Origin of the sequence: Mycobacterium interjectum, assembly GCF_900078675.2 — a bacterium.
Taxonomy (GTDB): domain Bacteria; phylum Actinomycetota; class Actinomycetes; order Mycobacteriales; family Mycobacteriaceae; genus Mycobacterium; species Mycobacterium interjectum.
Genome location: NZ_LT546237.1, coordinates 4,581,370 through 4,604,750, shown reverse-complemented (window position 1 = coordinate 4,604,750; position 23,381 = coordinate 4,581,370). Strand labels below are relative to the sequence as shown.

Below are 23,381 nucleotides of genomic sequence, written 5' to 3'. Positions count from 1 at the left end.
GCCGCACAGCTCCTTCGGGTATGGGGTGGCTGCTTATCCGACCGATGGTAACGGTCGACGGAAATGGCATTGGCAGCAGTCGAGAGGCCCGTTTCCACCGGTGGCCCTCAGGCCGGCGCCATCGCCGCCTCGACGACCGTCAGTTCTTCGGAAAGCCCGGCGGCCCTGCGTATCTCGATGAAGTCGGCGACCATGGCCTCGGTCACCTCGTGCGGGTCCTTCAGCGTGGCCCCGTCGGAGAGCACCGAGATGTTGATCTGGTCGACGTAGCTCCACACGGTGATGTTCAGCCCGCTGCCGGCGGTCAGCGGTCCGACCGAGTAGATCTCGGTGACCAGCGCGCCGCCGACCCGGCCGCGCTCGCGCGGCCCGGGGACGTTCGAGATGTTCAGGTTCAGGATTTTGTTGTTCCCGTCGCGGCCGGACGCCCAGCGGAAGAAGGCCTGGGTTGGCGCGGGCGGCATGTAGGCCGCCCACCTGCTGACCAGCTCCGGTCCCATCAACTGGTTGCTTTCCTTGGCGGCGATGGCGTTCTCGTGGCTGCACCGCACCCGCTCCAGCGGGTCGTCGGAGTCGGTCGGCAGGCCCACCAGCACGCCGGTGAAGCGATTGCCGGAGATCCGTTCCGGCGAGAAGTCGAAACTCATGGGCACCGACGCCAGCAGGGGCTCGGCCTTGCCGTCGTACCGCAGCAGCAGCGTGCGCAGCGCGCCGCTCGACATGGCGAGCACCATGTCGTTGATCGTCGCCCCCAGCCGCTTGCCGGTTTCCTTGACGTCGGCCAGTGCCAGGGTGGCGGTGGCGAATCGACGCTCCGCGGTGATCTTGTGATTCATGAAGGTGGGGGGCGGCTCGAACGGCCGGGTCAGTTCCGGGGACAGCTTGCGCGAGCTGCGGCGGACCCGGCCCAGCCCCTGCGCCGTGTAGCGGATTGTTGCGGGGATTCGCCCGACGTGGCGCAGGTGATCCGCGAACGCCGACGCCACCAGCTGCCGTGCGCTGGGAGCGGGGTCGCACAGATAGGGCCCGTCCGCCGGCCCGGGCTGCAGGTCCATCCCCCGGGCCATCAGGTTCGCCGACGCCACGCCGTCCGCGAGCGCGTGGTGGATCTTGCCCACCACCGCGATGCGGTGATTGGCCAGCCCCTCGATGAAGTACATCTCCCACAGTGGGCGTTCGCGGTCCAGCGGGGTGCTGGCGATGCGCCCGATCGCCTCATCCAGCTCCCGGCGGCCGCCCGGCGCGGGCAGCCGCCACGGCCGGATGTGGTACTCGAGGTCGACCTCGCAGTGCTCCCGCCACATCGGATGGTGCAATTGGTAGGGGATCTCGACGAGCTGGTAGCAGAACGGCTCGAGCTTGTTCAGCCGGCCGCCGATCACCTGGCGGAAGGCGTCGATGTCGAAGTCACGCCGATCCGGTGCCAGCTCGATCACGGCGGCTTTGATCGTGTGCATGTGCACGTTCGGCGTCTCGCTGTACAGCAGGACCGCGTCCCAGCCGCTGAGCCTTTTCACCGCTGCCCCTTACCCATAGGGGGACATTACCCAGCGGCGGGAGCTCAGATAACCTCTTTCGCGGCGATCTGCATTTTGGTGCGGTAGACCTGGTTGAGGAAAAGCGACGCGGCGTGCGCCGCCGCGCCCGCACGCTCCGCGTCGATGAGGTCGTACCCGTGGCCGGCGCCGGGCAGCTCCAGGTAGCCCACCATCGAGTGCGAGACGGCGCGCAGCCGCTCGACGAAGCTGCGGGCCTGCTCGACCGGGATCACGCTGTCCTTGCTGCCGTGAATCACCAAGAACGGCGGGGCATTTCGATGCACGCGCGCGATCGGCGACGCGTCGCGGAAGACCTCGGGGTGCCGGGCGATCGACTTCCTGACCACCACCCGCTCCAGGAAATCGACGAACCGGTCGCGCTCGGGTGTCGAGCGGTCCTCCCAGTCGTAGCGGCCGTAGATGCCGACCACCGCGTCCACCGAACTGTCGGCTCCCTCGGGCAGCTCGGCTCGGTGCGCGGGGTCGTCGGGGGCCAGCCCGGCCAGCGCGGACAGGTGGCCGCCGGCCGAACAGCCCGCCACGGCAACGAAGTTGCGGTCACCGCCGAACTTGTCGACGTTGGCGCGCGCCCAGGCGATGGCGGTCTTGACGTCGGTGATGTGGCGCGGCCAGCGGTGGTGCGGCGCGACGCGGTAGTCGATCGCGAGGCACACCCAGCCTTGCTCGGCCAGCCGCGACATCAGCGCGGACCCCTGCCCCATGCACCTGCCGTGCACCCAGGCGCCGCCGGGAACGAAGATCAGGACGGGCGCCGGTTGCGCGGGCAGGTCCTTGCGACGCCAGACGTCGAGCACCTGCGCCGGGCTGTTCCCGTAGTGGACGGCGCGGCGGTACAGGTAGCGGCGCTGGCGCATCGCGTCCCAGATCGGTGGCGTGCGCGCCGCGGTGGGCCAGTCGACGTCGAGGTCCGCGGCCGACACCACACCGCGCAGCGCGGCGACGGACACCTCCTGGGTGCTCTCCTTGTCCCGCCGCCGATCGTCGGTGGTGCCGGGCTTCAGCAGATCCTTCGTCATCGTGGACAGGGCCTGCGGCGCGTGCCGGGCGCCCCACACGCTCATGGCGGTCAGCGCGCCCAGCGGTTCCAACCGTTTGCCGACGACTGGCAGCGAAGCGCCGGCCACGCTCAAGGCCAGCATGTAGTCGCCGGGGCCCGCCCGCAGCAACCACTTCACGCAAGGTGTCATGCTGGGTGCCCTCGCAGTCATGTACGGACTGTACCCCCGCGCGGACCGCTGAAACTGACGTTTGCGTTAGCGGGTGTCTGCCCGGCGGGCCCTCGGTTTGCTATATGCAAGGGTTGTCCTGTTCTGGGCGGTTTCTGTTATTTGCCCGCGGTGCGCCGGCGGGCCACGGCGAGCCGCGTGGCGTAGCACAGCGCGCTCACCGCGAACATCGCCGCCGTGAGCAGCAACCACCTGCCCAAAAACGGCTGCTGGGTCTGCCCGGTGGCCGCCTGGTAGGTGGTTGCGCCCTGCTGGATGATGCCCGGCAGAAAGATCAGCAGCGTCAGCCCCGCGCCGAGGGCGGGCACCCGAATGTAGTTGCGGGCGCTCACTTTTGGCTGCCTCGACCGGCTGGTGCGCAACGACAGCAGCCGGTCGGCCAGCGCGTAGAGCGGAAACAGCAACAGGTCGTGGGCGATCACCGCGGCCGCCAGCCAGACGATGATGGACTGCCACCAGGTGCCGGAGTTCCACAGCGTCGCCGGCCTGAAGGTGGCCAGAACATAGCCCAGCAGCGCGAACCCGGACAGTATCGTCAGCAGGTGCAGCGGGCGAGACCCGTAGACGGCCGCGAAACGCGCTGGTAATCCAGGCATGTCAGCTCGGCTCGAAATCGATGGAGGCCACCCATTTGGTGTTGTGCACGCCGGGCAGCGCGGGAACGATGATCCGGGCAGGGTAGCCGTGATCCAGCGACAGGTCGGCGCCGTTGACCCGCAGCGCCAGTAGGGCGTCCGGATCCCCAATCTGGTTGGCCTGCAACGTCGCCGTGCCGAACGCGCCGCCGCGCTGTAGCGAGTCCACCCGGGCCGCGCGAGGGGCGGGAACCCCGGCCAGCCGGGCCAGCTCGGCCAGCCGGACCCCGCTCCAGGTCTGCACGGTCGACCATCCCTCGACGCACGCGATCGGCAATCGCGCCTGGTGCTGCGGCATGCCGGCCAGCGCGGCGCGGTCCAGCACCACCTCGGCGGGTCCGCCCCGCAGCACCAACCGCCAACTCGCGCCGACGCTTTCGGGCGCGATCCCGGCGGCGACGGCGGTCTTGTTGACAGGGAAGTCGCCCCGTCCACGCCCGCGCGGCAACAGCAGGGCGGCGCCGCGGGACGCGCCGCCGAGCGTCTGTCCCGCGGTCAGCACGCCCACGAGCAGCGCGCCGGAGCCGACCAGCGCCAGGGCGCCGCGCCGGCTCATCGTCGGCTCGGCCGGATCCCCCGCAACCAGTCCGTCGGGGTCGGGCGGTTCCGGACGGGTGTCACTTCGATTGGTGCGCAACACTTCTCGCAGCGACATCGACCGCAGCCCGGTGACCATGCGCGGAATCTTGAGCGCGATGTGCGTCAGGAAACCGGCGATCATGACCCACGCGCCGAAATAGTGCGCGTCATAGAAGCTGAACCCGAAGATGTAGTCGTACTGGATGTTCAGCACCCCGGTGACGATTTCGAACAGCACCCCGCCGACCAGCATCAGCAACGACAACCGCTCCAGCAGCTGGGCGATGGAGCGGGCCGGCGGCCACACGAACAGCTTCGGGATCACCGACCACAGCTTGGCCAGCACGACCGGGATGATCACCAGGCCCAGCCCCACGTGCAGGCCCTGGGTCAGCCGGTACAACCACGACGGGCGGGTCGGCCAGGCGAAGGCCGGCAGGCGCAGCCAACCGACGTCGGCGGGGATGGCCTGCCCCAACTGCGGCCCGTACGCGATGTAGGACAGCAGCCCGGTGAGGATCACGATCGGCAGCGCGACCAGCAGCACCAGCCCGAACACCGACGTCAGCCATGGGCCGCGCAGGGGGCTGCGGAAGCGGTTCAGCCGCCGCACGCCCGGCGGTGGATGCCCCTCGATCGCGCGCCACAGCCTGGCGGGAAACCCGTAGTCGCTCACAGGGCGGTCAGACCCGCGACGACCCGGCCGCCGATGAGCCGGACGATGGTCACCGTCAGACCCGCTTGCGCGGCCAGCGTGTCGGCGCTGTCCACGCCGACCGATGCCCAGCGGAACCAGGGCCCCACGTCACGGGCCGTCTCGAGGCGCACCCAGCGCTGACGGATGCCGATCGCCTCGGTCTCGAACTCGGCGACACAATGCCCGCCGCGGGCCAGCAGTTCGGCGGCGCGGGCCAGGATCCGGAGCGGGTCGCCGCCGAGGCCGATGTTGCCGTCGACCAGCAAGACCGTCTGCCAACAACCCATTCCGGGCAGCGGCTCGAACACGTCGCCCAATATCGCCGGCGCGCCACCGCGGCCGGCCAGGCGGATCGCCGTCGCGGACCGATCGATGCCCAGCGCGGGTATCCCCCGGCGGATCAGCTTGGCGACCAATCGGCCCGGCCCGCAGCCCAGCTCGATCGTCGGGCCGGTGCACATCCGCGTCACGGCTTCGTCGAACACGTCGTCGGAGGCGTCACGGGACGCGCTGTCGGGACATCGATCACCCAGCCAACGGTGCGCCGGCAGGGGACGAACCTCGCCGTCCTCGTGGCGGACCCAACATCTCTCACCGCCGAGCGCCCGATCGTAGAGATGCCCCAGCATGTCACGCCTCTCGCATCGTGCACGGCCGGGCGGCCCGGACGCGCCTCTGCCCCGGTGGGGGGCGTTTACGCGAACCCGCATTGCCGGCACGGTAATACACACGGGACGCGCCGGCATTTCGATCAACCGGTTTCCTACCCCGATCTCCGATCGGCTAACCCAGCGGTTCACGGCAGTGATTCGGTGCCGAGGCGCGCCCGGATGGATACTGAACCGATGCCGAACAACGACGTTCACCCCGACCTGCGCAGAATCGCCCGCCTCGTCCCGCGGCACATCATCGGTCCGCGCAGCCTGCGGATCGTCCGGTCCCTGAGCGCCGTGACGGGACGCCGGCGCAAACCCGCCCCGTCGGATGTCGAGGTGATCACCCTCGCCTCCGGAGCCGGCGTCCGGCTCTTCCGGCCCGCCGGCGTGACCCAACCCGGCCCGGCGCTGCTGTGGATCCACGGCGGCGGCTACGTGATCGGCACCGCCCAACAGGACGACCGGGTGTGCCGCCGGTTCANCACGGCTTCGACGCGGTGGCCTCGAAAGCCCCGGTGTCGCGGCGGTTCTTCGAGAGCCAGTGCGACAGTTTGCGCGCCGCGCTCGCGCCGGCGAGCTGGTCGCCGGTCAGCGAAATACCGCCGCCCAGGAACGCGGACCTTTAGGCCGGCGACGAACGGGTGGTGTTGTCATAGCGCGGCGATAGCGTTCGAGGTGTGAATGTCGTGTGCTATCGATACCGGTTGCGTCCCGGCGCGACTGCTACGGCGGCGTTGGTGGCCGAGTGGGACCGCTGTCGGTGGGTGTGGAACCGGGCGGTCGAACGACTCAACGAGACTGGCGAGTGGGTCCACGACGAAACGTTGACCGAGTGGCGAGGCGAGCACGACTGGCTGCGCGACGGCTTGGCCCAACAGCAGATGCTGCGCAACTTCCGCGCCAAACGCGCTAAGGGCAACGGGCGTCGTAAGTTCAAATCCGCCAAACGCTGCCTGCCGAGCCTGAACTACACCAAACGCGGGTTTGCACTCAAGGATGGCCGGTTGTGTCTTGCCGGTGGCCTGTCCATCCCAGTCGTGTGGTCGCGGCAACTGCCGGCCGACCCGAGCAGTGTCCGCGTGTACCGCGACAGCATTGGGCACTGGTACGCCAGCTTCGTGGTGCGCCGCCCCGATCAGACGCTGCCGGCCTGCGATCAGGCGATCGGCATCGACTGGGGAGTGCGCGCCGTGGCGACCGCCACCGACGCCCAATACGACCTGCCGCACCCCGAACACGGAAGGCGCGCCGCCCAAGAGCTTGCTCGTCGCCAACGCACGATGGCGCGGCGCAAACCGAGCCGCCGCCAGCCGGCGTCCCGCGGGTACCTGAGCGCCAAATGCGCAGTCGCCAAGCTGTCCAAGAAGGTCGCCCGCCAGCGCCAGGACACGGCACGTAAGTGTGCGACCAAAGTCGTTGACAACCATGGAGTGTTGGCAATTGAGGACTTCAAGCCGAAGTTTTTGGCGAAGTCCCGTATGGCGCGCAAATCTGCCGACGGCGCCATCGGCACGACAAAAGCGACGCTGATCGAGTATGCCCAGCGGGCGGGCCGAAAGGTGGTGCTGGTGCCGCCTGCCTACACAACGATGACGTGCAGCGGTTGCGGTGCGAGAGCCAAGTCCCGCCTGCTGCTGTCGGAACGGTTTTTCGCCTGCGAGTCCTGCAAAATAATCCAGGATCGCTACAGAAACGCTGCCGGAGTCATTCTCAACAGGGCTGGTCTCATCCCTGTCGGTGTTGAAGCCGTAAGACATTCGGATCCCATCGAGGTTCGGGTGCTCGCCGAGCCGGGAATCCCCGCCCCTTAGGGGCAGGGAGGACGTCAAATCGCGAAGTAGACGAGCTCGCCGCCGATCACGGTGGCCGCCACCATGCCCGCGTCGAGCTCGGCCAGGACCGCCGCCGGTGGCTCGGTCAGCACGCAAAGGTCCCCCGGCTGCCCGGCCTCGACGGTCCGCGGCCGGCCCGGCTGATCCGCGTGGCCCAGAAACATCGTCAAAGCCGTTAGCGCAGGCACACATTCGTCAGCGTTGAGGACGGCGCCGCTGGGGGTGGTGCGGTACACCGCGGCGCGCATCGCCGTCCATGGGTCGCCGTGGCCGAACGGCATGTCGGTCGACAGGGCCACCGGCACCGCCGCGTCGAGCAGGGATGCGACACGCCAGAGGTGCCCGTGCTCGGCGGCGGGCACGTCGGCGAGGTAGTGGTCACCGCGCTCGGCGACGAAGTTGGGCTGCGTCACCACCGTGACCCCGAGATCCGCCAGGTCGCGCAGGTTGTCGTCGGGCACCACGGCGGCGTGTTCGATGCGATCCAGCGGGTGGCTGCCGGCCGCGCGCAGCGCCGCGATGGTGACCACCAGCTGGGCGGCGGTCACGCAGTGGACGGCCACCGGCCGGCCGTCGGCGTGCTGGCCGTCGATCCACGCCGTCAGGGAATCCAGGTCCAGGCGGTCGTCCTGCAGGATCTTCTTGCCCGGCGACAGGAAGCTCGGCCGCGGCCGGAACTCGCCGCGCCGGTGCGCCACCAGCAGCGAGACCATGTCGTCGGCGGCGAGGTCCGGCGTGGCGTCGGTGACGCCGGTGACGCCGGTCGCGGTGATGCGGCGGCTGAGTTCCGCGAGGTCGGTTTCGCGCTGCTGCAGCGCGTCCGACCAGCCGCGGTCGGCGCTGCGCAGCCGCCCGTCGGGGTGTTCGGGCAGGCCGACGCGGCCCAGCGCCTCGGAGTTGAGGATCCACAGCGCGCCGCTGCGGTGCTGGATGCGCACCGGGACGTCGCGCACGAGGGCATCGAGGGCGGTTCGGTCCAGCTCGCCGGCGACCGATTCGTGGTAGCCGACGGCGCGAATCCACCCGTCGGGGCCGGGGGTGGCGTTCGAGAGCAACTGCGTCAGCTGCTCTTTGGTGGTGACCCCGGGCGGCCCGACCAAGAAGGAGTCCAGGGCAGAAGCCGCCGAACGCACGTGCACATGGTGGTCATGCAAGCCCGGCAGGACGGTCCCGCCGCCGGCATACAGCACGCCCTCTCCGCGGCCGGCGACCAAACCGTCCCCCACCTCGTCGATCTGCGCACCGACCCGGATGTCGACCGTTCTGCCGTCCAGCAAATTCGCCCGGTGAATCAGCATGACAGGCAACGCCTTTCGGAGACCAACCGGCGCACGGCGTCGTTGTCGGCGCCGAGCCCGGCCGCCGGGGCCGACGGTGGCGGCGCCTGCGGGGGCGGGGCCGGGTAGGGTCCGACCGAAGCTTCGGTCGGTAACGCCGCGTAGGTCGCGGCGACCGCGGCCATGGCAACGTGGATCAACTCACCGCCGCCCCGGCTCAGCGATTCGAGCACCGCCAGGGCCGCCTCCAGCCCGGTCAGCGGATCGGCGATGGCGTCCCCGCAGAAAACCGGTCCATCGGCGGCGGCGCCCACCAGGCCGCCGGCGACCGCGGCGTCGTCACCGAACGCCGGCCTGAGGTCGTCATATCCGCTGATGCGCAACCAAATTCGGCCCGCCCGAGGCGCGATGGCGTCCGGCCCGAGCCCTCGCCGCCCCAGCGCCGTGGGCCGCGAGCCCTCGATCACGATGTCGGCGACGGCGAGCAACTCGCGCAGTTCGGCGGCGCCGTCGTCGAAATCCACACCGTAAGAAAGCTTTCCGGCGTTCATCCAGTCGTAGAAGGCGCGGTCGCCGCCTCGGGTGCCGTCCGGGCGGCGCGGGCTCTCCACCTTGACGACCGTCGCCCCGCCGCGGGAAAGGAGCTGCCCGCACAGCGGACCGGCCCACATCGAGGACAGATCGGCCACCAGCAGGCCGGCCGGCTCACGCGGGTGCCCGCGAAAGCCCAGGTGCCGCACCTGTGGCGACCCGGCGGNAGCTCGCCGGCGACCGATTCGTGGTAGCCGACGGCGCGAATCCACCCGTCGGGGCCGGGGGTGGCGTTCGAGAGCAACTGCGTCAGCTGCTCTTTGGTGGTGACCCCGGGCGGCCCGACCAAGAAGGAGTCCAGGGCAGAAGCCGCCGAACGCACGTGCACATGGTGGTCATGCAAGCCCGGCAGGACGGTCCCGCCGCCGGCATACAGCACGCCCTCTCCGCGGCCGGCGACCAAACCGTCCCCCACCTCGTCGATCTGCGCACCGACCCGGATGTCGACCGTTCTGCCGTCCAGCAAATTCGCCCGGTGAATCAGCATGACAGGCAACGCCTTTCGGAGACCAACCGGCGCACGGCGTCGTTGTCGGCGCCGAGCCCGGCCGCCGGGGCCGACGGTGGCGGCGCCTGCGGGGGCGNCCATTGTGCGCGCGGCGCGACTCAGAAATGCAGCGCGTCGAACCGCCAGTCCAGTACCGGCCGGTCGGGCTCGCCGACCGCGTAGACCAGCGACCGCAGCCCCAGCACCCCGCCGTGGGCGGTCGCCCGGGCGGTCTCGACGTGCAACTCGCTGTACAGGGTGTCGCCCTCGTGGACCGGGCCGGTGTGCTCGCAGGACTCCCAGCCCAGCACCGTCGCCAGGTTGGGCAGCAGCCTGCCGGCCTGGGCGAGCGCCAGCCCGATGGTGTGTCCGCCGTATACCAGCCGGCGCCCGGCGACGCGCGAATCATGGTGTGTGGCGGCGATGTTCAGGGTGAGCCGGGCGAGTTCGGGCGCGCCGCTGACCACGTCGCCGGTGCTGCGCAGCACCGTGCCCGCCAGGCCGGCGTCGAAATGCGGACCGGGCACCTTGGTCCGGAACACGTCGGCGTCCCAGTGCGCGGTCGGATCGTGCGGGGGGCCGGGCACGCCGGCGCCGACGGCCGACAGATCGTCGGCGGGGGCCCGGTCGGGATCGAAGTCCGGGCCGGCCGGCAGCATGGCGCAGCGGTAGAAGTCGAGCACCAGCCGGTCGGCCTGGTCGATGGTGATCATCCGCAGCGCGGCCATTCCCGTCGGCGGACGGCCCGGCTTGGGCGAATTCGCCCGCAGCCCAACCACTTCGGTGCGGGTGTAGATGGTGTCGCCGACGACGGGGAAGCGGTGGAACACCAGGCCGCGGTAGAACAGGTTGGCTTTGACGCGCTGGGTGGCCAGCGTCGACTGCCCGATCGCCACGTCGCAGACGAGCCCCGGGTGGGCCAGCGGCCCGGGCACGCCGGTCACCGCGGTGCACAGCACGGCGTCCAGCGCCAGGCGCAGCCGGTCCCCGAGGATGGCCTGGTGTGCCGCGGCCAAACCCGGCGACAGCGTCATCGCCGGCGCCCAGTCGAACACCTGGCCCACCGACAGATCCTCGAAGTACGGGCCGCCCTCCCGTACACGCGCATGAGTCACGGGGCCAATATGGCACACGTGAGCAAAGAGCACAGCGACGACTTTGAAGAAGAGGACCTGCTGGTCGCCACGGTGCGGGCGTTCATCGACCGCGACGTCAAACCCGGCGTCCGCGAGCTCGAACACGCCAACACCTACCCCGAGGCGTGGATCGAGCAGATGAAGCGGATCGGCATCTACGGCCTGGCCATTCCCGAGCAGTACGGCGGGTCGCCGGTGTCGATGCCGTGTTATGTGCGCGTCACCGAGGAGCTGGCCCGCGGCTGGATGAGCCTGGCCGGCGCGATGGGCGGGCACACCGTGGTGGCCAAGCTGCTGACGCTGTTCGGCACCGAGGAGCAGAAGCGCGCGTACCTGCCGCCGATGGCCGGCGGCGAGCTGCGGGCCACCATGGCCCTGACCGAGCCGGGCGGTGGCTCGGACCTGCAGAACATGACGACGACCGCGCTGCCGGACGGCTCCGGTCGGTTGCGGATCAGCGGTGCCAAGACCTGGATCAGCAACGCTCGCCGGGCCGGCCTGATCGCGCTGCTGTGCAAGACCGATCCCAACGCCACGCCCCGGCACAAGGGCATCTCCATCGTGCTGGTCGAACACGGGCCGGGCCTGACGGTGTCGCGGGATCTGCCCAAGCTGGGCTACAAGGGCGTGGAATCCTGCGAGCTGTCCTTCGACGATTTCACCGCCCCCGAGTCCGCGGTGCTGGGCGGCGCGATGGGCGAGGGCTTTTCGCAAATGATGAAGGGGCTGGAGACGGGCCGCATCCAGGTGGCGGCCCGGGCGCTGGGCGTGGCGGCCGCCGCGCTCGAGGACGCGCTGGCCTATGCGCAGCAGCGGGAGAGCTTCGGGCGGCCGATCTGGAAGCACCAGGCGATAGGTAATTACCTGGCGGACATGGCGACCAAGCTCACCGCCGCGCGCCAGCTCACCCGCTACGCCGCGGAACGCTACGACAGCGGCGAACGCTGCGACATGGAGGCGGGGATGGCCAAGCTGTTCGCCTCCGAGGCCGCGATGGAGATCGCGCTGAACGCCGTCCGCATCCACGGCGGCTACGGCTATTCCACCGAGTACGACGTCGAACGCTACTTCCGTGACGCGCCACTGATGATCGTCGGGGAGGGCACCAACGAGATCCAGCGCAATGTGATCGCGGCGCAGCTGGTCGCCCGGGGCGGGATCTGAGGCAAATCTCGCGGGCCGGCGTACTCCCGTGCTGTATATTTGCGGGACTTCTCACACCGGCAAGGCCAAAGAGAGGCAGCTGCCATGAGTTATCCCCCCGGGCCGTACGAAGGTTCCCCGGAATGGCAGGGCCAACCGCAGCCGCCTTGGCCGGGTCAGCCGCCCCCCGGTTACCCGGCGCCGCAACCGGGTTGGCCGGGGCAACGCGAGCCGGACAATTACCTCGTCTGGGCCATCCTGGTCACTGTCTTGTGCTGCCTCCCGTTCGGAATCGTCTCGCTGGTCTACTCCACCAGGGTCTCCGGACAGTGGGCCCAGGGGCGGTATGCCGAGGCGCAGGCCTCGGCCGACAACGCCAAGAAGTGGGCCATCATCGGCGCGGTCGTCGGTGTGGCCGCCTATGTGATCGGCGTCATCCTGTGGTTCGCCATGTTCGCCGCCATCGTCTCGTCCATCCCGTCGACGACCAGCACCACCTACTCCGGCTTCTGAGCTAGGTAAGCCCTTGGGCGCCAACATAAGTGGCGTCCACCAGCCCCCACTCCCGCGCGGTGTCGGCGTCGATCGCGCGCCCGGACAGCACCAGATACGCCGTGCGCCAGCGCCCGATCCGGCGGGTGACGCTCACGGTTCCGCCCGCGCCGGGGATCAGGCCGAGGCCCAGTTCGGGTAGCCCGAACACCGAATCGTCGCGCGCCTCAACCCATCCGCAAAACGCCGCCATCTCCAATCCGCTGCCCACCACCTGGCCATGCACCTCGGCGCGGCACGCCCGGCCGAGCCGGGCGGTCAGCGCGTCGAGCGCCAGGGCGGGGCTGTGCCGGGTGCGGGCCAGGTGCGCGCTCGCCGGGTCGGCGAAGGTGCCGAATTCCGCGAGGTCTCCGCCGCTGCAGAACGACGGGCCGTTGCCGCTCAACACGATCCCGGTCACCGACGGGTCCAGCTGCGCGACGGCAAGCGCCTCGAGCAGCGCGGCCCGCGCGTCGGTGGAGAACGCGTTGTGCCGTTGCGGCCGGTTGAATGTGATGCGCAGCGTGTCACCGTCGCGCCGCGCCAGCACCGGGTCGGCGAGCTCGGGCGCGCCGGCCGGGCCCCGTTCGGCGAGCCAGCGCGCGAACTCCGGGCCGGCCTGCAGGGTCGAGTAGGCCAACGACTCGGTGATCACCCCACCCAGCGCCGGGCCACCGGGATCGACCGAGCGCAAGACGTCGTCGCACACGGCACTGGCGTGCGGCCACCGTTGGCAGCGCCGCGACAGCTCGCCCAGGGCATCGGCCACCGAGCCGACGGTGACGACCCGACGATCCGCACACGGGTCCTCGGTCAGCGTGAAAGTCGCCGCGTCCAGCCAATATCCGGCCGCCGCGATGTCGTCGACGGCGCCGACGGCGACGATCACTCCGGGCGGTGCGGCGACGCCCGCGTCGCCCTCGCTACCGACGTCGACAACCCGCACGGGTCACACCGAATACTTCTCGATCAGCCCGTTCTTGTAGAGCTTCCCGGTGTCGGTGCGGGGCAGCTGCTCCTCGAAGGCGATCGACCGCGGGCACTTGTAGTGCGCCAGGCGGTCTCGCAGCCACGCACTCAGCTCCTCGGCGAACCCATCGGTGGCGTCGGCCGGGTCGACGGTCTGCACGGCCGCCACGACGCGCTGGCCCATCTCGTCGTCGGGAACGCCGAACACCGCCGCGTCCAACACCTTCGGGTGGGTGACCAGAAGGTTCTCGGTTTCCTGCGGGTAGATGTTCACCCCGCCGGAGATGATCATGTGGTGGCGCCGGTCCGTCAGGTACAGGTAGCCCTCCTCGTCGACGTAGCCGACGTCGCCGACCGTCACCCAGCCGTGCCGGTCGCGCGAGGCCGCCGTTTTCGTCGGGTCGTTGAGGTATTCGAAGGAATAACCGCCCTCGAAATAGATCTCGCCGGGCTGGCCGGGTGGCAGCTCGGTGCCGTCCTCGGCGAGAATGTGGATCTGGCAGGCCATCGGCTTGCCCACCGAACCCGGGTGCGCCAGCCAGTCTTCGGCGCTGATCAGTGTCGAACCGATCGCCTCGGAGGACGCGTAATACTCGTCGATGATCGGCCCCCACCAGTCGATCATCTGCTTCTTGATCTCGACCGGACACGGCGCGGCGGCGTGCATCACCCGCTGCAGGCTGGACAGGTCGTACGAGTCACGAACGGCGGCGGGCAGTTTCAGCATGCGGGTGAACATGGCCGGCACGAACTGCCCGTGGGTGACCCGGTGCCGCTGGATGGCGTCCAGCGTGCCCTCGGGGTCGAACTTCTCCAGCACGACCGTCGTGATGCCGCCGGCCTGCGCGCTCATCGACCACACCGACGGCGCGGTGTGGTACAGCGGGGCGGGGCTCAGATAGACCGACTCGGGGGTCATCCAGAACTCGACCAGGGCCGACATCATGCCGGGCGCCTCGGCGGGCGGGACATGCGGCAGTTCGCGTTTGATGCCCTTGGGCCGGCCGGTGGTGCCCGACGAGTACTGCAGCAGGTCCCCCTCGAGTTCGTCGTCGATGGGGGTGTCCGGTTGGCGGGCAACGCATTCGGGGTAGCGCTCCCAATTCGGCAGGTCCCCGTTGGCGATCATCAGCAACTCGGGCAGCCCGTGGGGGAGGTGCTCGGGCAGCTGCGCGAGCACCTCGCGCAGTGCGGCCGACCCGATGATGGCCTTGGCGTTGCTGTTGTCGACGATGTAGGCCGCCTCGGCCGCGGTCAGGTGGGTGTTGATCGGCACGTAGTACAAGCCGCTGCGGCGAGCCGCCCACATCACCGCGTGGATGTGCTCGTTGTTCTCCATCAGGATCGCGGCGGTGTCCCCCTCGCGCAGTCCGGCCTGGCGGAACCGGTGCGCCAGTCGATTGGCGCGGGCTTCCAGGTCGTCGAAGGTGACGACGGTGCCGGACGGGTACAGGATGACGGCCGGTTTGCCGGCGCCGACGTGGGGGCGAATCTGCATGGGAGGACTGTACCGCCGCGAAAGTTGACGGGTGTTAAGTGGCCGCCGGGGCAGGTCGATGCGTTTACCGGGCCGGACATCGGTGAGGTGTCGGCCGCACCCCGGCCCGGGCCCGGCTGTCCCGGGCGTGGCGCGCGCCTCGATGACCAGATCGCCGGGCCGATCGCGCTGCGCGACAACCTTGACTCGTGCATCGGCTGCGGCCGCCTGTCACTGAAGCTGCCCCATCTCCGACCGTGGCGACGAGGCGGCGGGCGCGGTGTGCCTGCCGAAGTCGTTGCGGCGGCAGGCGATCAGCGGCTAGCTCGACTCGGCGAGCCGCTGCTTGAGCGCCTCGAACTCGTCCCGGACGCCGGTGGGCAGCTTGTCGCCGACGAACTCGAACCACTCCTCGATCAGCGGCAGTTCCTGCCGCCACTCGTCGGCGTTGACCGCCAGGGCCCGCTCGACGTCGGCGCCGTCCACGTCGAGGCCGTCGAGGTCCAGGTCCTTGGCGGTGGGCACGATGCCGATCGGCGTCTCCTGGCCGCCGGCCCGGTGCTCGATGCGGTCGACGATCCACTTGAGCACCCGGCTGTTCTCGCCGAAGCCCGGCCACAGGAATTGACCCTCGTCGCCGCGGCGGAACCAGTTGACGAAGAACACCTTGGGCAGCTTGGACTCGTCGGAATTCTTGCCCAGGTCGAGCCAGTGCTGGAAGTAGTCGCCGACGTGGTAGCCCAGGAACGGCAGCATGGCCATCGGGTCGCGGCGCACCGTGCCGACCTTGCCCTCGGCGGCGGCGGTCTGCTCACTGCCCATGGTGGCCCCCATGAACACGCCGTGCTGCCAGTCGCGCGCCTCGGTCACCAGCGGCACCGTGGTCTTGCGGCGGGCGCCGAACAGGATGCCCGAGATCGGCACCCCCTGCGGGTCGTCCCACTCCGGCGCCAGGATGGGGCACTGCGACATCGGCGTGCAGTAGCGCGAGTTCGGGTGCGCCGCTTTGGTTTCCGTGTCACGGATGTACCAGTCGTTGCCCTTCCAGTCGATCAGGTGATCCGGCTCGCCCTCGAGGCCCTCCCACCACACCTCGTCGTCGTCGGTGAGCGCGACGTTGGTGAAGACGGTGTTGCCCGCGGCGATCGTGCGCATGGCGTTGGGGTTGGACTTCCAGTTGGTGCCCGGCGCCACACCGAAGAAGCCGAACTCGGGGTTGACCGCGTACAGCCGGCCGTCCTTACCGAACCGCATCCAGGCGATGTCGTCACCCAGCGTCTCGGCGCGCCAGCCTTCGATGGTGGGCTGCAGCATGGCCAGGTTGGTCTTGCCGCACGCCGACGGGAACGCCGCGGCGAAGTAGTACGCCTTGTTCTCCGGAGAGATCAGCTTGAGGATCAGCATGTGCTCGGCGAGCCAGCCCTCGTCGTGGGCCATGGCCGACGCGATGCGCAGCGAGTAGCACTTCTTGCCCAGCAGGGCGTTGCCGCCGTAGCCGGAGCCGTAGCTCATGATCTCGCGGGTCTCCGGGAAGTGGGTGATGTATTTGGTGTCGTTGCAGGGCCACGCCACGTCCTGCTGGCCCGGCTCGAGCGGGGCGCCCACCGAGTGCAGCGCCTTCACGAAGAACCCGTCGTCGCCGATCTTGTCCAGGGCGGCCTTGCCCATCCGGGTCATCACCTTCATGGAGACGACGACGTACTCGGAGTCGGTGATCTCCACGCCCAGCTTGGGGTCGTCGGCGCCGAGCGGGCCCATGCAGAACGGGACCACGTACATGGTGCGGCCGCGCATGCAGCCGCGGTACAGGTCGGTCAGGGTGGACCGCATCTCGGCGGGCTCCATCCAGTTGTTGGTCGGCCCGGCGTCGATCTCGCGCTCGGAGCAGATGAAGGTCCGCGACTCCACCCGCGCCACGTCGGACGGGTCGGACAGCGCCAGGAAGGAGTTCGGGTACTCCTTGGGGTTGAGCCGCTTGAACGTGCCCGCCTCGACGAGCTGGTCCGTCAGCCGCTTCCACTCCTCGTCGGAGCCGTCAGCGAACACCACCCGGTCGGGCTGGGTGAGCTCAGCAACCTCCTCTACCCAGGCCAGCAGGCCGGGGTGATTGGTGGGTGCGCTGTCCAGACCGGGAATGGTCGCTGAAGTCATCGAGCTCTCCTGAATTCTTCTGCCTGCTAACCGGCATCTCTCGCTTGCGTATGCATTGCATATGTCGGCGCCCACACAACTGTTTACATGGTGGCGTTAACTACAGGTTATCGTGATCAACTTGTCGGGGAGGTCTCGGGCGGGTATAAGCCTTCTCACTACAACGATTCAGAAACAGGGCCAAACGTCACCCGGGATCGCCATCCTCGCTCCGTGAGGCTGGTTCATCGTTTTCGGCCTCGGGTTGGGGTGTACCCGGTTCGGCCAGTTCTGCACGCACGGCGTCCAGCGCGGCCTGCACGGTGGGCATCTCCCGGTCCCGCGCCGCCGCGGCCCGCGCCGCGGCGATGGCGTGCTCGCGCAGCTCGCTGTCGATGGCGCTGACCTGCTCGGCCACGTGCGCGTTCTCCGCCTCGTCGCGCGCGACCAGCGCGGTGCTCAATAGCGACTCGGCGACGAGTACGCGGGTGGCGACCAGCTCCTCCACCGCCGATTGCAGCGACGACGCGACCTCGCCCGCCCAGCGGTCCAGCAACGCCCGGTCCCGCAGCAGGCCGCGGATGTGGATGACCACGAACGTGACCGCCAGCCCGATCGCGACGCACCCCGCCGCCCCCGCGGCGGCCAGGGCGGGGCTCAGCCGGGCGGTCAGCCCGCCCACCAGCCGGCTCAGCGTGAGCGCCACGCCCAGGCCGAAGGCTGCGCCCAGCAGCATCAGCAGCCACGTCTCCTGCCGCCGCGATTTCAGCGGAGGCGGCGGCACCTCGACCGTCGGCAGCTTCTCCTCGGCGTCGTGGAAGGCCGGCAGCGCCGCCGGCACACCCAGCACCTGCGCGACGTCGGCCAGGTGCGTGGCGGTGCCCACACTCACCTCCGCCACCACCTCGTCGACCCGCCCGCGCGCGTACGCCTCAAAGCCGGCCATCTTCCCGCGGGACAACCCCGCCGCGTCTTCCTGCAACTCGCCACGCACGGACGAACAGCGGTTGCGCGCGAAGTAGGACAACTGCACCCGGGCCTGCTGAATCTGGCCGCGCAGCGTGATCGTGCGCTCGGTTTTGGCCTGCCGCCGCTGCCGCAGGGCCGTGCTGCGCTCTTCGCGCAGCCCGTCCACCCGAGCCCGCCGGCCGGCGCCCTCGGCGTCGCGCTCGAACCGTCGGATCACCGTCTGCAGCCGGGATTCCCAGGCGCGCAGCCTATTTCGCCGCGGAATGTCGGCGTCGGCGAGTTGTGCCGCGACGGTCTGCGCCAAGTCGTCGACGTTGGGGTCCCCGAGGTCGGGCAGGGCGGCCGCACCGACCCAGGGCACCCGGCCATAGCGCGGCGCGTGCGCGGCCAGGATGTCTCGGTTGGCGGCCACCACGTCGCGCCAGTTGCGGTGGACGTCGATCTTGGACACCACGCCGACCACCACGTCGGTGTGCTCGGCGGCGGCATCGAGCAGCGCGCAGTCGGACGCGGTCAGTGGCGCCGCCGCGGACACCACGAAGACCACCGCGGTCGGCGCGTCGCCGGGTCCCAGGTCGGTCGACTCGACGAACTTGTGTTGCGACAGCCGTTCGCGCAGGGCCCCGACCACGGCGGTGACACCGGCCAGCCAGGGGCCCGTCACCAACACCACGTCGCGGCGGTGGATGGCGGGCGCATCCAGCCGGGGACCGATCGCCGCCACCAGCGCGTCGACCTCGGCGGCCGGATCCTCGCCGCTCAATCGGACCCCCCGGGCGGCGAGGCGCCGGCGCGCGACCACAGCCGGACCGATCCGCGGGCGATGTCCGCGCCGCACGCGCGGTGCAGCTCGCTCGCCGCGGCCCGGCCGTAGCGCTGCCAGCGCNCACAGCGCGCCGTCCAGGTCCCGCACGGCGGCCAGCGCTAGCAACCCGCTCATCGGCTCCATCGGCGCCCCCGCGAGCGCGGACAGCTCGGCGCAGCGCGAACGTCCCGCCAGCGGCGGCCCGGCACCGGCCCGGCCGGACAGCGAACCGGTCAGGTCGGCCTTGTTGAGCACCACCAAGACCGGGCGCGTGGCGGCGGCGATCGCCTCGGTGTCCTCGGGTTTGATCACCTCGGCGGTGACGTACACGTCGAGGTCGGCGGTGTCGGTCACCTCCGTCGCCGCCGCGATGCCGTACGCGTCCCCGGCGAGGTGGAGGGCGCGCGCCACCGTATGGCGACCGACCCCGCGGCGCCCGCGGACGGCCACGCGCAGCGGCGCGGCGCATCGCTCGGCGATCGCCGTCAGGCGCGGGTCGGCGTGGCCGGCGGCGAAGCGCCGCAGCTCGTCGAAGAAAATTCGGTGCCCTTGTCTCGTCATGTCCCGTCCCGATTCAACCTCACCGAATGGTGGCACCTGCATCACCGAGATGCGAGCCACCGGGCTGTTACCAGCCGAAGGCAACTGTTGGGTATCAATCTGGATCAGGGGCGGCTACATCGGGGGTTCATGGGCCACCATGGACAAATGCATGCGCAACCCGGGGTCGGGACGTGTCCCGGCGCGCCGGCGGGAGTGGAGGCTGTCCTGGAGACAGGAGGGGAAGCGGCCCCGGAACCGCCCGATTCGGGCCGCACCGACCAGCGCCACCTTCCGGCCACGAGCTTTCGCTCGCGGCGTTCCGCGCTTTCGGCGGCCCAGCGCCAGACGTGGGAGCGGCTGTGGCCGACATTGGGCATCTCGGTCGGCGCCGACGCCTCGGGGGCGCCCCAGCCCGCAGAGCCGCTGGACACCCGCGCGTGGTTCGGCCGCCAGGCGCCGGTGGTGCTCGAAATCGGTTGCGGCAGTGGCACATCCACCCTGGTCATGGCCAAGGACGAGCCCCACATCGACGTCATCGCCGTGGAGATCTACCGGCGGGGGCTGGCCCAGCTGCTGTCCGCGATCGACCGCGACCAGGTGGACAACATCAGGTTGATCCGGGGCAACGCGATCGACGTGCTGGACCGCCTGATCGCGCCGGGCTCGCTGACCGGGGTGCGCGTCTTTTTTCCCGATCCGTGGCCCAAGGCCCGGCATCACAAGCGCCGGTTTCTGCAGCCGAGCACGATTGGCCTGATCGCCGACCGGTTACTCCCCGGTGGTGTCCTGCATGCCGCGACGGACCACCCGGGTTATGCCGAGCAGATCGCCGAGGTCGGCGACGCCGAACCCCGCCTGCACCGGGTCGGTCCGGGCAGCCCGTTGCCGATCTCGGTCGCGCGCCCCACCACCAAGTACGAGACCAAGGCCCAAGAAGCGGGCAGCGTCGTGAACGAATTCATCTGGACAAAGGCTGAACAAAGCCGGCAAAGGCAGTGAGATGAGCCTGACAGGAGAGACCACAGCAGCAGGACAAACGCCCCTGGACGCACCGGCGGTTCTGTCCGCAGAGGGCCTGAGCAGCTTCCAACCACCGGCGGGGCGGGTTCTGCTGGTCTGGGACGCGCCCAACCTCGACATGGGCCTGGGCTCCATCTTGGGCCGCCGCCCGACGGCCCTGGAACGCCCGCGTTTCGACGCCCTCGGCCGCTGGCTGCTGGCGCGCACCGCGGAGGTCAGCGCCCGGCGCCCCGGCGTGGTGATCGAACCCGAGGCCACCGTTTTCACCAACATCGCGCCGGGCAGCGCCGACATCGTCCGGCCCTGGGTGGACGCCCTGCGCAACGTGGGCTTCGCCGTCTTCGCCAAGCCGAAGATCGACGAGGACAGCGACGTTGACCGCGACATGCTGGCCCACATCGCGCAGCGGCACCAGGAGGGGCTGGCGGCGCTGGTGGTGGCCTCGGCCGACGGTCAGGCTTTCCGGCAACCGCTGGAGGAAATCTCGCGGACCGGAGTATCCGTCCAAGTGATCGGATTTCGCGAACACGCGAGTTGGGCGCTAGCGTCGGATACCTTGGACTTCGTCGACCTGGAAGACATCGCCGGTGTGTTCCGGGAACCGTTGCCACGGATCGGTCTAGATTCGCTGCCGGATCAGGGGGCTTGGCTGCAGCCGTTCCGGCCGCTGTCCGCCCTGTTGACCACGCGTGTGTGAGACTGGAAAACAATGCGCGGGTCGCTAGCGATCCAGTAAGGAGCTTACGTGTTCGCCTGGTGGGGTCGAACCGTGTACCGCTACCGGTACATCGTGATCGGGGTCATGGTGGCCCTGTGCCTCGGCGGCGGCCTCTTCGGCATGAGCCTGGGCAAGCACGTCACGCAAAGCGGTTACTACGACGAGGGCAGTCAGTCCGTGAAGGCCTCGGTCCTGGGTGACCAGACCTACGGTCGCGACCGAACCAGCCACATCGTCGCCACGTTCACCGCTCCCGACGGGAAGACCGTCGACGACCCGGCGTGGCGCGACAAAATCGTCGCCGAGCTCAACAAGTTCAAGTACGACCATCCCGACCAGGTCGTCGGGTGGGCCGGCTGGCTGGCCCTGTCGAACCCCGCCGACGCGCCCCCGCTGATCAAGGGGATGGCCACCGAGGACAAGAAGCACACCTTCGTCAGCATCCCCCTGAAGGGCAATGACGACGACTCCATCCTCAACAACTACAAGGCGATCGCGCCCGACCTGCAGAAGCTCGACGGCGGCACGGTGGAGCTCGCCGGCCTGGAGCCGATCGCCAACGCATTGACCGGCACCATCGCCACCGACCAGCGCCGCATGGAGGTCCTCGCGCTGCCACTGGTGACGGTGGTTTTGTTCCTGGTGTTCGGCGGCGCGGTCGCCGCGGGCCTACCGGCCATCGTGGGCGGGCTCAGCATCGCGGGCGCGCTGGGCATCCTGCGGTTCGCCGCGATGTTCGGGCCGGTGCACTTCTTCGCCCAGCCGGTGGTCTCGCTGATCGGACTGGGTATCGCCATCGACTACGGGCTGTTCGTGGTGAGCCGGTTCCGGGAAGAGATCGCCGAAGGCTACGACACCGAGGCTGCCGTGCGGCGTACCGTCATGACGGCCGGTCGCACCGTCACCTTCTCAGCGGTGCTCATCATCGCCTCGAGCGCCAGCCTGCTGGTGCTGCCGCAGGGTTTCGTGCATTCGCTGGTCTACGCGATCTTCGCCGCGGTGGGCCTCGCGGCACTGCTGTCTATCACGCTGCTGCCGGCCTGCCTGGGCATCCTCGGCCGCCACGTCGACGCCTTGGGCGTGCGGACCGCGTTCCGCGTTCCCTTCCTGCGGAATTGGAAGGTGTCCCGCGCCTACCTCAACTGGCTTGCGGACCGGCTGCAGAAGACCAAGACCCGGGAAGAGGTCGAGGCCGGGTTCTGGGGCAAGCTGGTCAACTTCGTGATGAAGCGGCCGCTGGCGTTCGCCATCCCGATCGCCGTCGGCATGATCCTGCTGGTCATCCCGCTGGGCAACCTGTCGTTCGGTGGCATGAGCGAGAAGTACCTGCCGCCGAACAATTCCGTACGCCTGGCCCAGGAGCACTTCGACAAGCTCTTCCCCGGTTACCGGACCGAGCAACTGACCATGGTGATCAAGAGTGACAACGGCAGCAAGGTCACCGACCAGCAGGTTGCCGATATCCGCAACAGGATCGCGCCGATCACCGGGTTCACCGACAAGACCTGGCAGGAGCGGGCGTGCCCCACCATCGCCGGCAACCCCTGCGTCAGCGGCCCAAACGGGACGACACAGCCCAAAGACGACTCCGTGCGGGTGATCCAGAACGGCCTGTCCAATCGCAATGACGCCGCCAAGAAGATCGGCGAACTGCGGGCGATAAGCCCCCCGAAGGGCCTCAGCCTCCTGGTCGGCGGCACGCCGGCCCTCGAGCAGGACAGCATCCACAGCTTGTTCGACAGGGCTCCCCTGATGCTGGTCCTGTTGCTGAGCGCCACCATGCTGTTGATGTTCCTGGCGTTCGGGTCGGTGGTGTTGCCGATCAAGGCGACGGTGATGAGCGCGCTGACGCTCGGGTCCACGCTGGGCATTCTCACGTGGATCTTCGTCGACGGGCACTTCTCCACGTGGCTGAACTTCACGCCGACACCGCTCATGGTGGTGCTGATCGCGCTGGTCGTCGCCGTGGGTTTCGGCCTCGCCACCGATTACGAGGTGTTCCTGGTGTCCCGGATGGTCGAGGCCCGCGAACGCGGCATGTCGACCGCCGAGGCCATCCGGATCGGCACCGCCACCACCGGGCGCCTGATCACGGCCGCCGCGCTGGTCCTCGCCGTGGTCGCCGGTTCGTTCGTGTTCTCCGACCTCGTGCTGATGAAGTACCTGGCCTTCGGGTTGATGGCCGCGCTGCTGCTAGACGCGACCGTGGTGCGCATGTTCCTGGTGCCCTCGGTGATGAAGCTGCTCGGCGACGACTGCTGGTGGGCCCCCCGCTGGGCCCGGCGGCTGCAGGACCGGCTCGGGCTGGGCGAGATCGACCTGCCCGACGAGCGCAAGCGACCCAACCTCAACGGGCGCCCCGCCAGGCCCCCGGTCGCCGCCGCCAGCCTGGTCGCCGCGC

At 69.6% G+C, this 23,381-nt stretch carries 17 protein-coding genes and 4 pseudogenes; 7 read left to right on the top strand and 14 right to left on the bottom strand.

The window, feature by feature from the left end; genetic code table 11:
- Nucleotides 1-107: 107 nt before the first annotated feature.
- From BN4348_RS56810 to BN4348_RS56790, 5 genes are all read right to left on the bottom strand, one after another.
- Nucleotides 108-1,517, bottom strand: a complete 1,410-nt coding sequence (locus BN4348_RS56810) for a WS/DGAT/MGAT family O-acyltransferase (RefSeq protein WP_066917413.1) — start codon at nt 1,515-1,517, stop codon at nt 108-110.
- 44 nt (nt 1,518-1,561) lie between these two features.
- Nucleotides 1,562-2,767, bottom strand: a complete 1,206-nt coding sequence (locus BN4348_RS56805) for an alpha/beta hydrolase (protein WP_066917412.1) — start codon at nt 2,765-2,767, stop codon at nt 1,562-1,564.
- Between the two features lie 116 nt (nt 2,768-2,883).
- The gene (locus tag BN4348_RS56800) at nt 2,884-3,381 is read right to left on the bottom strand and encodes a hypothetical protein (protein WP_066917411.1); all 498 of its coding nucleotides are present in this window, start codon (nt 3,379-3,381) and stop codon (nt 2,884-2,886) included.
- A 1-nt stretch (nt 3,382) separates the two neighbouring features.
- Nucleotides 3,383-4,675 carry a molybdopterin-dependent oxidoreductase gene (locus tag BN4348_RS56795; protein ID WP_066917410.1) on the bottom strand — a complete coding sequence of 431 codons (1,293 nt, stop codon included), beginning with the start codon at nt 4,673-4,675 and terminating at the stop codon, nt 3,383-3,385.
- Complete coding sequence (locus BN4348_RS56790) at nt 4,672-5,325, bottom strand: class I SAM-dependent methyltransferase (RefSeq protein WP_066917409.1); 654 nt, start codon at nt 5,323-5,325, stop codon at nt 4,672-4,674. The genes BN4348_RS56795 and BN4348_RS56790 overlap by 4 nt, the downstream gene beginning before the upstream one ends.
- Nucleotides 5,326-5,541: 216 nt before the next feature.
- On the opposite strand from BN4348_RS56790, the pseudogene BN4348_RS61975 reads away from it, so the two are divergent.
- Both BN4348_RS61975 and BN4348_RS56780 read left to right on the top strand, forming a co-directional pair.
- Nucleotides 5,542-5,838: pseudogene (locus BN4348_RS61975) on the top strand (alpha/beta hydrolase); the annotation flags it as partial.
- Between the two features lie 251 nt (nt 5,839-6,089).
- Entirely contained in the window at nt 6,090-7,163 is a 1,074-nt protein-coding gene (locus BN4348_RS56780; RefSeq protein WP_235852830.1) for an RNA-guided endonuclease InsQ/TnpB family protein, read from the top strand.
- A gap of 14 nt (nt 7,164-7,177) precedes the next feature.
- Here the strand turns inward: BN4348_RS56780 and BN4348_RS56775 are convergent, their stop codons facing one another.
- The 4 genes and pseudogenes from BN4348_RS56775 to BN4348_RS56765 all read right to left on the bottom strand — a co-directional run bounded on the left by BN4348_RS56775 (nt 7,178) and on the right by BN4348_RS56765 (nt 10,654).
- The gene (locus BN4348_RS56775) at nt 7,178-8,482 is read right to left on the bottom strand and encodes an amidohydrolase family protein (protein WP_066917407.1); all 1,305 of its coding nucleotides are present in this window, start codon (nt 8,480-8,482) and stop codon (nt 7,178-7,180) included.
- Nucleotides 8,476-9,180, bottom strand: a pseudogene (locus BN4348_RS56770) (CoA transferase); the annotation flags it as partial. The pseudogene BN4348_RS56770 and the gene BN4348_RS56775, both read right to left, overlap by 7 nt.
- A 41-nt stretch (nt 9,181-9,221) precedes the next feature.
- Nucleotides 9,222-9,539: pseudogene (locus BN4348_RS61970) on the bottom strand (amidohydrolase family protein); the annotation flags it as partial.
- Nucleotides 9,540-9,658: 119 nt separating this feature from the next.
- The gene (locus tag BN4348_RS56765) at nt 9,659-10,654 is read right to left on the bottom strand and encodes a MaoC family dehydratase (RefSeq protein ID WP_066917406.1); all 996 of its coding nucleotides are present in this window, start codon (nt 10,652-10,654) and stop codon (nt 9,659-9,661) included.
- Between the two features lie 18 nt (nt 10,655-10,672).
- Here BN4348_RS56765 and BN4348_RS56760 point away from each other — a divergent pair, with 18 nt between their 5' ends.
- Together BN4348_RS56760 and BN4348_RS56755 are read left to right on the top strand one after the other, a co-directional pair.
- Entirely contained in the window at nt 10,673-11,839 is a 1,167-nt protein-coding gene (locus BN4348_RS56760; RefSeq protein ID WP_096866337.1) for an acyl-CoA dehydrogenase family protein, read from the top strand.
- 84 nt (nt 11,840-11,923) lie between these two features.
- On the top strand, nt 11,924-12,331 hold the full coding sequence (locus tag BN4348_RS56755; protein ID WP_066917404.1) for a CD225/dispanin family protein: 408 nt from the start codon (nt 11,924-11,926) through the stop codon (nt 12,329-12,331).
- A gap of 1 nt (nt 12,332) precedes the next feature.
- Here the strand turns inward: BN4348_RS56755 and BN4348_RS56750 are convergent, their stop codons facing one another.
- The 5 genes and pseudogenes from BN4348_RS56750 to BN4348_RS61965 form a co-directional block, all read right to left on the bottom strand.
- Nucleotides 12,333-13,295: an enoyl-CoA hydratase/isomerase family protein gene (locus BN4348_RS56750; RefSeq protein ID WP_066917403.1), complete on the bottom strand. Its 963-nt coding sequence runs from the start codon at nt 13,293-13,295 to the stop codon at nt 12,333-12,335.
- A gap of 3 nt (nt 13,296-13,298) precedes the next feature.
- Nucleotides 13,299-14,816 (bottom strand): fatty-acid--CoA ligase FadD4, encoded by a 1,518-nt coding sequence (fadD4, locus tag BN4348_RS56745; RefSeq protein ID WP_066917402.1) that lies wholly within the window; start codon nt 14,814-14,816, stop codon nt 13,299-13,301.
- A gap of 300 nt (nt 14,817-15,116) precedes the next feature.
- Complete coding sequence (locus BN4348_RS56740; RefSeq protein ID WP_066917401.1) at nt 15,117-16,946, bottom strand: phosphoenolpyruvate carboxykinase (GTP); 1,830 nt, start codon at nt 16,944-16,946, stop codon at nt 15,117-15,119.
- Between the two features lie 187 nt (nt 16,947-17,133).
- Nucleotides 17,134-18,657, bottom strand: coding sequence for a hypothetical protein (locus BN4348_RS56735; protein WP_066917421.1), 1,524 nt, complete (start codon nt 18,655-18,657; stop codon nt 17,134-17,136).
- Between the two features lie 111 nt (nt 18,658-18,768).
- Nucleotides 18,769-19,260, bottom strand: a pseudogene (locus BN4348_RS61965) (hypothetical protein); the annotation flags it as partial.
- Nucleotides 19,261-19,347: 87 nt separating this feature from the next.
- Between BN4348_RS61965 and trmB the strand changes: the two are divergent.
- From trmB to BN4348_RS56720, 3 genes are all read left to right on the top strand, one after another.
- Complete coding sequence (trmB, locus tag BN4348_RS56730) at nt 19,348-20,241, top strand: tRNA (guanosine(46)-N7)-methyltransferase TrmB (protein ID WP_372513952.1); 894 nt, start codon at nt 19,348-19,350, stop codon at nt 20,239-20,241.
- A gap of 1 nt (nt 20,242) precedes the next feature.
- On the top strand, nt 20,243-20,959 hold the full coding sequence (locus BN4348_RS56725) for an NYN domain-containing protein (protein WP_066917400.1): 717 nt from the start codon (nt 20,243-20,245) through the stop codon (nt 20,957-20,959).
- A gap of 48 nt (nt 20,960-21,007) precedes the next feature.
- Nucleotides 21,008-23,381: MMPL family transporter (locus BN4348_RS56720; RefSeq protein WP_066917419.1), on the top strand; the 2,374-nt coding region annotated here is incomplete at its 3' end.

Coding starts and splice junctions, on each gene's coding strand:
- BN4348_RS56805 (WP_066917412.1), bottom strand. CDS start 2,767: ATGACTGCGAGGGCACCCAGCATGACACCTTGCGTGAAGTGGTTGCTG.
- BN4348_RS56790 (WP_066917409.1), bottom strand. CDS start 5,325: ATGCTGGGGCATCTCTACGATCGGGCGCTCGGCGGTGAGAGATGTTGG.
- BN4348_RS56725 (WP_066917400.1), top strand. CDS start 20,243: ATGAGCCTGACAGGAGAGACCACAGCAGCAGGACAAACGCCCCTGGAC.
- BN4348_RS56755 (WP_066917404.1), top strand. CDS start 11,924: ATGAGTTATCCCCCCGGGCCGTACGAAGGTTCCCCGGAATGGCAGGGC.
- BN4348_RS56740 (WP_066917401.1), bottom strand. CDS start 16,946: ATGACTTCAGCGACCATTCCCGGTCTGGACAGCGCACCCACCAATCAC.
- fadD4 (WP_066917402.1), bottom strand. CDS start 14,816: ATGCAGATTCGCCCCCACGTCGGCGCCGGCAAACCGGCCGTCATCCTG.
- BN4348_RS56775 (WP_066917407.1), bottom strand. CDS start 8,482: ATGCTGATTCACCGGGCGAATTTGCTGGACGGCAGAACGGTCGACATC.
- BN4348_RS56800 (WP_066917411.1), bottom strand. CDS start 3,381: ATGCCTGGATTACCAGCGCGTTTCGCGGCCGTCTACGGGTCTCGCCCG.